The organism is Aquirufa nivalisilvae (assembly GCF_004307455.1).
In the GTDB taxonomy this organism is placed as follows: Bacteria; Bacteroidota; Bacteroidia; order Cytophagales; family Spirosomataceae; genus Aquirufa; species Aquirufa nivalisilvae.
This window is the reverse complement of record NZ_SEWX01000002.1, coordinates 261,707-273,496: the sequence shown is the minus strand read 5'-3', so window position 1 is coordinate 273,496 and position 11,790 is coordinate 261,707. Positions and strand designations below refer to the sequence as shown.

The window sequence follows — 11,790 nt, the reverse complement described above, 5'->3', positions numbered from 1 at the left end:
AATTGCCCTCTTTCTAAAAGAATAAGGAATTCTTAAGGTATTAGTGGTATACATAGTGGTTAGAAAATCAAAGTTTTCACTTTGATTCCAAAAAATAGAATGAAAAATAAGCAGATAATTGGGTTAGTATGTAAGAGCTCAGTCTCCTAAATACCTAGACGATTGCTTTTTCAAGAAAGCTATTTCTTCAAATAAAAAATCGCCAATAGAATAGACTTTTGAATCACAAAACGCTGTGGTCCAAATTCATCTTGATGAAGAATGAATTGTTTATAAAACAAGCCAAATCTAGCTGGGAAATAAGCCAATATGGCATCAAAAATAGATGCCCTAGGAGGGTTGATTGAAGAACACATGGTATATAATTTAGTGGTTAGATTGCCATTAGGCGACACTAAACTAGAAAATCACTTTTATGAATCCAATTAATTGGCAAGAAGATTTGTTCTCAATTTGGAATGTCTACTTTAGGCATCTCAACGAATGAGTTTGCATAAAAACATTTTTTTTATACCTTTGGCACATGATTATGCATTCAACTACTTATTACTATGCTTATTATTACGCAGGATATCCATCCTGCCAATAGGCTATTGTAGGTATAGATTTAATTTAAACTTATTATGAGCCGGCCCAAAGTCGGTTTTTTTGTTTTATGAGCTTCACCATTTCTCCAGCTTCTAGGTTACAAGTCGTACAAGAATACTACTTTTCTACCAAGCTAAAACAAATTGCAGCCTTGAAAGCTTCAGGTATCCCTGTGCTAAATCTTGGTATTGGTAGCCCTGACCTAGCTCCTTCAGATGCCACGATTCAGGCATTGATTACTAGCGCCCAAAAAAAAGAAAATCATGCTTATCAAGGTTATCAAGGTATACCAGCCTTGCGTGAAGCATTTGCTCAATTTTACCATAAACAATATCAAGTAGAACTTAATCCAAATTCGGAAATATTACCTTTAATGGGATCTAAAGAGGGCATCATGCACATTGCTATGGCCTATTTAGAAAAAGGCGATATTACTTTAATTCCGAACCCTGGTTACCCAACTTACCAAGCTGCTTGCGCCTTAACAGGGGCAGAAGTTCAAAGTTATGAGTTGTCAGAAGCCAATGGCTGGCTGCCCGATTTGGATGCCTTGGCCAAACGTGATTTATCCCAAGTAAAAATCATGTGGGTCAATTATCCCCATATGCCAACAGGCGCTAAGGCCGACAAAGCATTTTTTGAAAAACTACGTGATTTTGCCATAGCCCATTCTATATTATTGGTCAATGACAATCCCTATAGCTTCATCTTAAATGATGAACCTATTAGTATGTTAAGTATCCCTGGGATGAAAGATGTGGCATTGGAATTGAATTCACTTTCCAAATCCCACAACATGGCTGGTTGGAGAATTGGCGCTGTCATGGGAAAACAAGAATTCTTAGCCCCTATTTTGACTTTTAAATCTAACATGGACTCTGGCATGTTTTTACCTCTGCAAGAAGCAGCCGTAGAAGCGTTAAAAGCAGATTCCTCATGGTTTAAACAACAAAATGAGATTTATTCTTCTCGCCAGAAAGTAGTTTTCCAATTAATGGATTTACTAAAATGCACGTATGATCCTAAGCAAAGTGGTATGTTTGTTTGGGCTAAAATACCTGCTGATTTTGCCAGTGGATATGAACTTTCTGATAAGATTTTAAGTGAGAATGCCGTTTTCATTACACCTGGAGGCATATTTGGCAGTCAAGGGAATAACTACATTCGAATATCGTTATGTGCCCCCATTACCCTTTTTGAAACAGCTATTAACCGAATAAAAACACAGTCGAATGGAATCTAATAAAGTCGTTGGAATTTTAGGAATAGGTTTAATTGGTGGTTCCATGGCGCTTGGATTACGTAAAAGCGGATGGGCGAAAGAATGCATTGGTATCGATACTAATCGCCCTAACCAAAAAAGAGCCTTGGAATTAGGTCTAATTGATCGTCTTTTACCTTTGGATGAAGCATTGCAAGTAATCGATGTACTGATTATTGCTACCCCAGTTGATAATTTGGTCGAGCAATTACCCAAAATTTTGGACCAATTCAATGAAAAACAAATCGTAATAGAAGTTGGATCGACCAAAAGCCCCATTTATGAAGCACTTAAAAACCATCCTAGAAGAAAACAATTTGTCTCTACTCACCCCATGGCAGGTACTGAATTTTCTGGACCAGAAGCGGCTATCGATGGACTTTTTGAAGGGAAACGTTGTGTCATTTGTGACCAAGAATTAAGTGATCCAGATGCTGAAAAGACCATTGAGAGTCTCTACCAAGATGGCTTACACATGAACTTGATTTATATGGATTCCATCAGCCATGATGTCCATACGGCCTATATTTCTCATATATCCCACATCTGCTCTTTTGCCTTAGCTAATACCGTTTTGGAAAAGGAAAAAGATGAAAAACGTATTTTCGAACTGGCATCTACCGGTTTTGAATCTACGGTTCGTTTAGCCAAGTCGTCCCCCGAAACTTGGATTCAAATCTTTCACCAAAATCAAGAAAACTTGATGGATGTGTTGGATGAATACATCAATACCCTTTTGAAATACAAAGGTTTGATGCTATCCGGTAGTTATGATAAACTCAAAGAGGAGTTAGCTAAAGCCAATGATATTGGTCGGATTCTAAACCGTAAATAAAATATAAGCTCCAGACTTCTTGCGACGTCTGGAGCATGTTAGTTTTGCTGATGAAAGCATAATTGATAATGGGGTAGAACAAAGGTTTATTATCTTGGAAATCCTTACTAGTTCGACTTAGGTGCTCGATATGAATAAGGCTTCCAAGTATTATTTTGAGGATTCAAATCAGGGAATACATGATCTGGATCTATGGTTACTGACTTAATTGGCAAGCTTGTATTGGTCTTGAAATCCCAACTGCCTCCACGCTGCCAAATCTCTACTGGGAAAGTATAACGTTCTTTTTTACCATCAGATAATTCTACCTCGACGATTCCTGGCATAATCATTTTATCTAAATTCTTGATGGTCACGATGGCTCCATTGGCAGGATTTTGATCCACATACACCACATCACTTACCGTTTGATCTAACTTCCACAATTCAAAAAACCATTGTCTCCAGAACCAGGTTAGATCCTCTCCTGCTCCATCTTCCATGGCATGGAAAAAGTCATAAGGAGTCGGGTGTTTAAATGCCCAATTTTTGATATAATTCTTAAAGGCATAATCAAAACGATCAGCTCCTAAAATTTGCTCACGCAATATCTTCAATCCAAAACCTGGTTTATTGTAGGCTTCCCAACCTAAGTTTCTTGGCTGTACTACATCGGGAATCGACATGATTGGGTCAGCATTTTCTCTAAACATCGGTTTAGCGATTTGGTGCATGTCAAACTTACGGTTCTTATATTCCCCATCATTGAACGCATCTGTGGAATAAAAATTGATAAAGGTGTTGAATCCTTCATCCATCCAAGGAAACTTACGTTCATTGGTACCCACAATCATTGGGAACCAGTTATGGCCAAATTCATGGTCTGTTACGCCCCATAAAGCCGCTGTTTGATCACGAAATCCGCAGAAAATAATACCTGGATATTCCATTCCTGACACAATACCAGCCACATTAGTTGCGGTAGGATAGGTATACTCATACAACCATTTGGAATAGTATTCAATGGAAGCTTTTACATATTCGGTCGATCTTCCCCAGGCATTTTTACCATTGGATTCCTCTGGATAAACGGATATAGCCATGGATTTCTTTCCACTTGGCAAATTGATTCTTGCCGCATCCATAATGAACGACTTCGATGTCGCAAAAGCCACATCACGGGCATTTTGACATTTAAATTTCCAAGTCAATCGATCCTTGGCTGGTCGAGATGCAGGATTTTTCACTTCATCTTCACCACGAATCATAACCGTAGTTTCAGAATTCGCAGCTGCGTTCCAGCGTTTTAATTGCTCAGCAGTAAATACTTCAGATGGGTTTTGTAATTCTCCTGAACCTACTACGATATGCGATGCAGGAACATTGATGGCATATTCAAAATTGCCATATTCCAAATAAAATTCACCTGCTCCTAAATAAGGTAGTACGTTCCAGCCCTCAATATCATCGTACACACACATGCGTGGAAACCATTGAGCCACCTGAAAAATCATCCCATTTTTAGTATCCTGCAAACCCATGCGATCTGAGCCATTTTGCGGAGAAGTAAATGAATAAACAATCTTGATTTTAGCCTGTCCTAACTTTTCAGCCAAAGGTTGTGCCAAACGAATCTGCATCCGAGTATCTTCCACGATGAAAGGAGTGGCTTTACCATCCACTAATACGCTCTCTATTTTATATCCACCATCAAAACCCACATTACCAAAGCGGCCACCTGAAATTGGGGTCGTTTTACCTCCTCTGGATTGCGTATTAAAGGAGTTTTGATCCAATTGCAACCATAAGAAGCCTAGCTTATCAGGAGAATTGTTTTTATAGGTAATCTCTACATCTCCTGAAATTTTTCGAGCTTCTTCATCCAAACTCACCTGAATTTTATAGTCAGCGGAGTTTTGCCAATAAGATGGTCCAGGTATTCCAGAACCAGAACGATACGGCGAGTTGGATTGGTAATTCCATAGAGGATGAAATAATTCATATGCGCTATATGCCGACTTTGTTTGAGCATTTGCGGTCAACGTACAAATCAATATAAGGCAAGCGTATGCTACTATTCTTTTCATACAATTCATAATTTATGATTCAAATACAGTTAAATTCTCCGTATCTAGTAAACGTTTATTTAAACCCAAAGCCTTCGGCACTTCATAGTGATAGAAGAATTTCATGGTATGTAACTTATCCTGATAAAACTCTTTTTCCGTCGCAGAAGTACTGTTTTCTAATGATTTACTGGCCACCGTCCCTTGCTTTATCCACTGCCATGCCACTACGATCAAGCCAAATAATTCCATGTATAAAGTTGAATCCGCTAAGAATAATTCTGGTTTTCCTTCCGCTGCGATTTTCAACTTATGCATTGTTACTTGACCTAATTTGGCCACTTCTTGCTCTAACTCTTCTGCATAACGCTGAATATTGGTTTGCTTTTTAGCCTCCTCAATATCTTTTTGAATTAGATTCAACAATAACTTCAATGCCTTTCCTTGATTCGCTGGAATTTCCCTTCCTAATAAAGTTAATCCATGAATTCCGGTTGTTCCTTCATAAATGGACATAATCCGCACATCGCGAGCCATTTGCTCCAAAGGAAAATCTTCGGTATATCCATACCCTCCCAAAACCTGAACGCCTTGATTTACCGCTTGCAAGCCCATCTCGGCAGGATAAGTCTTAGCTACGGGTGTCATCAAATTCAATAAGGTATGGAAGTTCTCTGCCTCTTCTCCAGTCAAGCATTTGGAATAATCTTCCCACATAAAACACTGGAATAATAAGCCCATGGCTCCTTCTACAATCGCCTTCTGGAAGTACAACATGCGTTGAACATCTGGATGGTTTTTAATCAAAGTTGGAGGTGTTTCTGGATCTTTATTACTCAACTTTCTTCCTTGCGAACGTTCATTGGCATATTGCTTCGAGAAATGATAAGCCGCAGAGGCGATGTAAGCTCCTCCCATTCCTACTCCTAAACGAGCTTCATTCATCATTTGAAACATGTAGGATAATCCTTTATTAGGCTCTCCTACTAAATAACCGATGGAATCACCTTTATCCCCAAAAGATAAATGCAAAGCTGGTGTTCCTTTCTGGCCCATTTTATGGTAAAGTCCTAGAGAAATCACTTCATTAGAAACCAATTGACCATTTTCATTTCTGCGCTTGGGAACCACAAATAACGAAATCCCTTTGGTCCCTTTAGGAGCCCCTTCCAATCGTGCTAACACCAAATGAATAATATTTTCTGAAAATTGATTATCTCCTCCAGAAATAAATATCTTTTGTCCTTTAATGGAATATGTTCCATTGCCTAGATCCTTGGCTTGAGTAGACACATCATTCAGTGAGCTACCTGCCTGTGGTTCAGTCAAACACATGGTTCCAGTCCAACGTCCATTCAACATATTAGGCACATAGGCTGCTTTCAATTCCTCTGAACCAAAAGATGCAATCAAATGAGCTGCACCGTTGGTCAAACCAGTAAACATCACAATGGAATTACTTGCCGCTCCACGGATAAACTCGTGCGCTCCTCCTACCGTGCTAGGTAATTGCTGTCCTCCTTTTTCATATGAGAAAGTAGACCCAATCATACCTGATTCTCCCATTTCTTTCACATAAGCCTCCGTAGATGGATGTACATGAACTGTCCCATCAATTAATTCAGCGGGATGTCTATCAGTATCCACAAAATGAGGACGTAAGTATTTCTCAGCGATGGAATCAGCAGAGTCTAATACCATGTCAAACATATCGGGCGTATAATCCGCAAAATAAGGGTGAGAACATAAGGAACCGAAGTCCAACACTTCTTTTAAAATAAAGTCGAGATTCCGACGATCATATTCTTTTGCCATATCGATCTACAAATTAGAAATCCAAAAATGCAGAAAAAAAATATATTATGCAAGCATACTAGTTTGCGTTTCAATGGGCTGATTCTAACAACCTTTATGGATTGCGGAAATAAAGGGAAAAATGAATAAAAAAATTATTTATCAGTACACAGGTAAGGTCAATCCAACATTGTATGGAATCCATGCAGCTTGACGGCAATCCCACAAGGGGGAATTTTGATATCTCAATTTGTTAAACTCAATAAAATTAACAAGTTTTTGATACGATTCAGCCGGAATCCCATGATAGCGATCCACCAGCATGCGTTCTTTCGACTTGCCAGCCACCATAAAATAGCCTAATACTTGTCGGTCTGGCTTGTTCAAACAAGTCATATTTCCAATGATTTGCGCAGGTACCTTATCAAAAATCCCACCATCCAAGATGCGCTGGGCTTCTTGGCGTTTCCAGTACTGATGCGTCGCTTTATCTACATGGTAAACCTCCAGCTGTACAACCCATTCCGTAAAATCATCGTAGGGGATTGTTAACAAGGGTATATCTATTTCCCGTCCATCCAAAAAACTATCATCTGCTAATATGGGCTGGGTATTTTGATTTGCCTGCCAGCATTTATTGTAACAAATGGGTACCGGAGCAGGTGGTGGTGGAGGGTTAGGACAAGTAGTCAAAAACTGAATGAAATCTTGACGCTTAACAAAATAATAATCCTCCGTTCCGCGCGAATCTTGTACACTTGCCTGCAATTTAAAATACATGTTCTCTACCTTGTCCGCATCCTTATAGGTGGACGTAAATGACTTCAATCCAAGGGGCATCGATAGTTGCTGCCAATCCGATACAATATCAAGACCATCGGCTGTCCTAATTTCTAAGCGGTATTTTTTACCTACCTGACCTTGAAATGTGGCAGGCGTTTGATACATGCCTTTTTGAATCTCTTTGAGTGCAGCGATTGACCCAGTCTCATCCACAATCCGAATAGCTGCACCTGGAACCGGCTGACCTTGGAATTGTGTAGGATCAAATGGTGAGTAAGCTGAAGTATAGTTTAGTCGAACGGTGTAAGGCCCAGCCATATTTGACATCTCTCCATATACAACAAAGGCGTCACTCAAGTTTTCTGTCTTGAAATCCGTTATTTCAGTCTCACAAGAGAACAAACCTAATAAGCTGACCAAAACCAAGAATCTCTTCATCAGAATTTAAAATTATATGTCAAGGACGGAATGGCTGCTCCTAACACAGACAATTGATATGTACGCGCTTGGTTAATCAAACCTGTTGATGACCTAAAGAAAATGGAATAGGCATTTTCACGAGCAAAAAGGTTGTAGATGGAAAAATTCCAACTACCCTGCCAGCGTTTACCTTCCTTCGGTTCGATCGTGAACCCAATATCCAAGCGCATGTAATAAGGTATACGTTCTTGGTTACGCAAGGTGAAACTTGGACTTGAGTATCCGTCCAATAAGGGCTGTATGTTTGTCCCCGTCAAATAGGTATAGCTTGAACCTCCAGTAACAGGAGTCAAGCCCTGCCGAGGAAAAATCCCATTCGCATATCCATAATCATATAAATCATTGAACGCATAAACCTTATAACGGGCATTCGGGTAGGTAATCGGCCGACCAGAAGTATAGGTAAAATTCGCATTAAAAGTGATTCGTTTGGATAAACGATGATTCAACACAAATTTAAAATTGTGCGGCATGTCAAAGTTGGCCGGAAATTCCTTCCCAAAATTGGCCGACATTTGACTTCCATTGGCTTCAATCATCCGGAACGAACGTGCATAGGTATAAGAAACCCAGCCTGTCAGACGTTTCCCCCGTGCCTTTTTCAAAAAAAACTCAGCCCCAAAGGCTCGGCCCTCACCAACCAACAAATCAGTCTCAACGGTTGGATTCAAATAAAGAGCTGCCCCATCTATGTAATCAATTACATTACTTAATCGCTTGTAATATACTTCGGCAGATGCCTCAAAAACGGCATTTTGTGCATTGCTAAAATTCCGAAAAATCCCGATTGAATATTGATCAGCTACTTGCTGCGGCAAATATGGATTTGAATTTTTCCAAATATCCACAGGTGATACGGCCATCGTATTGGACAACAAATGCATAAACTGCTGCATACGGTTAAAGCCTATTTTAATGGAGGTATTCGTATCCAGTTTTATGGCCAATGACAAGCGAGGTTCAAAGCCTCCGTATGATTGAACCACATCGCCAGATTGAAAGAGTAACGTGTCTGTAATCGTATTAATGGCACGAGGTATTCCTGGTTTAAAGCGATAAAATTGTTGAGGACCCCGTAATTGATAATAGGCGTACCTTAAGCCAACATCAAGACTCATCCGCTTATATATTGGCATACTATGCCCAATATATACAGACATTTCACGTGAATATTCAGTTTGCATGGGAAAGGTATTCACCACAGAATTCATTGTACTTGGTCGAAAGGTTCCCGCGTCATTTCGGTAACTCGTAAATTCTACTCCAAAATCACTCCGTCCCCATTGTTTTAAATCCAGGCTTAAATCTTCCCGAAGGGTCTTTTGGGTAATCGACGGTCGCCAAATAAACTCATAGCCGGATTTCAAGCCCTCAATACCGTAGGCATATTCACTTGCAAATGCCGTAAAATGATGTGACCAATCTCGCCATAAGGCAAAGTGTTGGAGGCTGATGGTCTTGGTTTGCCAAGCATACATGGTATCTGCGGCAAATTTGAAGCCATCATAACTAGCATAAGCGGATAAGGAAATGCGCTGGTTTTTACCGATTCGGTGCGTCAATTTGAAATTCACATCGTAAAAATCGGCTTTACTTTTTTGAAGTGCCGGATTAGGGAAATACCCCAAATAAAAATCTGAAAGTGATCCTCTAACACCCATAATTAAAGACGTTTTGCCTTTAACCAAGGGCCCATCTATCAACAGCCGGCTGGATATGGGACTAATTCCTCCTTGGAATTGCCATTTTTCAAAATTCCCTTCTTTCATGCGCACATCCAACACTGACGATGCGCGACCACCATACTTACTCGGAATTCCTCCTTTGTACAAACTCAAATCCTGCACCATGTCGGCGTTGAAACTTGTAAAAAAACCGAATAAATGGGAAGTACTGAACAAAGGCACGCCATCCAGCAAGACCAAATTTTGATCTACATTACCACCCCGCACATTAAAGCCAGAAGCACCTTCTCCTACGGTTGAGACACCAGGAAGCAACATGATGCTACGAATCACATCTGCCTCTCCCATCAAATTGGGTAATTTTTTCAGCGTATTTGACGACATCTTTTCCACCCCCATGATAGTTCTGCTCACATTGGCATCAGACTTCTCCTCCGAAATGACTACTTCATCTAAAATTTGTTCCGACTTCTCTAAATAAATGGATATCTGGATATTTTCTTTTAAGTCAATTTTAGCTGTTTTATATTTATAACCAAGGCTGCGAAAAACGGCTCCGTAGGAACGGGCGGGAAGTGATAATGAAAAATGCCCAGAAGAATCTGTTCTTGCTCCAATGGAAAGACCCGAAAAAAAGATTGAAGCTCCTTCAATAGGTGCCTTTGTTTCTATATCATGGATGGTTCCTGAAAAAACAAAATTGCCTTTTTTTTGACCCAACATGGCGAAGGACAATAGGAAACAACACAGAAGCAAAACCTGTTTCATCGCTTCAGATTGCGTAAAATTAATACTCCTTTTGCTTGCTTCCAGGCAGGGTCAAAGCTCCCCTCAGGGAATTTTGCTACGGCATGACTGCCCAAAGCGATATCCAGATCTCCATCACCATCGAGATCACCTACATCCATCACGGACCAGCGGCCAAGATGCTGTATCGGCAAACTCTTTGTTTGGAAAAATTTACCTGTGTTTTCCAGATACAAAAATCCCTCTGCTCCCCGTTTTTGTACATCAGGAAAAAGGGCAATGGAAACCAAATCTTGATCTCCATCTAAATCAAAATCAGCTGCTAAAACTTTAGTGGCTCCATTTTGAGGAAAAAATGCGCGTTGTTTGAAAGTAAAGTCTCCTTCATTCGTGAATACATAAACACCATGATAAGGTTTTAAAACAGTTGAAAAATCTGCATTGTCGCCCGCTGTACAGACTATATCCCAATCTCCATCCTGATCCAAATCCGCTATATCAAAAGAGCTTGTTCCGTAAATGGGAGGAAAACGCAAGAGGATTTTTTGACTAAACTTTAGCTTTCCTTGGTTCAAATACAGGATAATTCGCTCATCTCCTTGCGCAAATAGAGCCAACATATCTTGCTTTCCATCTTGATTAAAATCTTTAATGATTACCCGAGTTGCCCCTGTTTGTGCCTCCACCACATGTTGAACCCAAGAACCTGTTTTTCCTTTTTTCCAAATGGATAATCCCCCTACTTGAAAACCAAATTCACATGAAATCAACTCATCTCCAGCATCTTCATCCATATTGGCAGAACTCACTTGCAAGGGCCGATTTAAGTTTTTTAAATCCTGTTGAATGAATGGGGTGCTTTCTTTTGTAAAATTCACTAATTGACTAACTCCATTCACATCTGGATTAGCCTGAGTAGTAGTACCAATATATGTAAAACGGTATTTTCCAGCACTCCCCTCCACATGTGTTAGAGCATTTTGATCTTTCCATTGCTGAATAGCTTTCCCCTGCTTATCTAATAACCAAATGATCCGATTCGACTGATCTCCTGCAATGATTTGCCTATTTCCTTCATCTATTTTAATGGCGGTAAAATTAGGGAAAGTACCTCCTTCTATTTTCAGTGGCAAATCCTCCACACCAAATAACTTTTCTATTGGGGCAATCGAACTTACTTTTGTTTCTGGAAATTTTGATGGAGACTCTGCTAAATAATATGCCTTGATCTTTTCCCAATCATCGTCGGAAATAAGAGCTTGGGGAGATTTTAATATGGCGTAATCCGATAATGGTTTCTGTAATTGATCGATTTCTTTCTGAACCCCCATGAGTGTTCCCATGTAAGGCAATGTACTGTACTTCCAAACATTATTAGGTAGTAAATCTGGGCTCGGTAAAGCATGACAAGTAGCACAATGTTGTTGTGCCAAGGCCTTTCCTTCGGCTACTTGAGTATCTTGACAATTCCAAGTGAGTAAAGATATACTCAGAACTGCCAACCATAGAAAGACTTGCACACCTTGGGGTGAATATGGATGAACTCGAAGCTTCCCATGGTTTAGCCCCATA

8 protein-coding genes are annotated in these 11,790 nt (G+C 39.9%); 2 read left to right on the top strand and 6 right to left on the bottom strand.

Features of this window, described 5'->3' with window-relative positions:
* Positions 1-179: 179 nt before the first annotated feature.
* Positions 180-356, bottom strand: a complete 177-nt coding sequence (locus tag EWU22_RS13215; protein ID WP_161566790.1) for a hypothetical protein — start codon at positions 354-356, stop codon at positions 180-182.
* 299 nt (positions 357-655) lie between these two features.
* Here EWU22_RS13215 and EWU22_RS04595 point away from each other — a divergent pair, with 299 nt between their 5' ends.
* Together EWU22_RS04595 and EWU22_RS04590 are read left to right on the top strand one after the other, a co-directional pair.
* A complete protein-coding gene (locus EWU22_RS04595; protein ID WP_130924600.1) occupies positions 656-1,831 on the top strand; it encodes a pyridoxal phosphate-dependent aminotransferase in 1,176 nt (391 codons plus the stop codon).
* Entirely contained in the window at positions 1,821-2,684 is an 864-nt protein-coding gene (locus tag EWU22_RS04590) for a prephenate dehydrogenase (RefSeq protein ID WP_130924599.1), read from the top strand. Before EWU22_RS04595 ends, EWU22_RS04590 begins: the two co-directional genes overlap by 11 nt.
* 107 nt (positions 2,685-2,791) lie before the next feature.
* On the opposite strand, the gene EWU22_RS04585 is transcribed toward EWU22_RS04590, so the two are convergent.
* The 5 genes from EWU22_RS04585 to EWU22_RS04565 all read right to left on the bottom strand — a co-directional run bounded on the left by EWU22_RS04585 (position 2,792) and on the right by EWU22_RS04565 (position 11,789).
* Complete coding sequence (locus EWU22_RS04585) at positions 2,792-4,750, bottom strand: M1 family metallopeptidase (protein ID WP_130924598.1); 1,959 nt, start codon at positions 4,748-4,750, stop codon at positions 2,792-2,794.
* 12 nt (positions 4,751-4,762) lie between these two features.
* Positions 4,763-6,544, bottom strand: a complete 1,782-nt coding sequence (locus EWU22_RS04580) for an acyl-CoA dehydrogenase (RefSeq protein ID WP_130924597.1) — start codon at positions 6,542-6,544, stop codon at positions 4,763-4,765.
* Positions 6,545-6,685: 141 nt separating this feature from the next.
* Positions 6,686-7,744 (bottom strand): DUF4249 domain-containing protein, encoded by a 1,059-nt coding sequence (locus tag EWU22_RS04575; protein WP_130924596.1) that lies wholly within the window; start codon positions 7,742-7,744, stop codon positions 6,686-6,688.
* Entirely contained in the window at positions 7,744-10,194 is a 2,451-nt protein-coding gene (locus tag EWU22_RS04570) for a TonB-dependent receptor (protein WP_161566789.1), read from the bottom strand. Before EWU22_RS04570 ends, EWU22_RS04575 begins: the two co-directional genes overlap by 1 nt.
* A 41-nt stretch (positions 10,195-10,235) precedes the next feature.
* Complete coding sequence (locus EWU22_RS04565) at positions 10,236-11,789, bottom strand: FG-GAP-like repeat-containing protein (protein WP_130924594.1); 1,554 nt, start codon at positions 11,787-11,789, stop codon at positions 10,236-10,238.
* Between the last annotated feature and the right edge of the window lies 1 nt (position 11,790).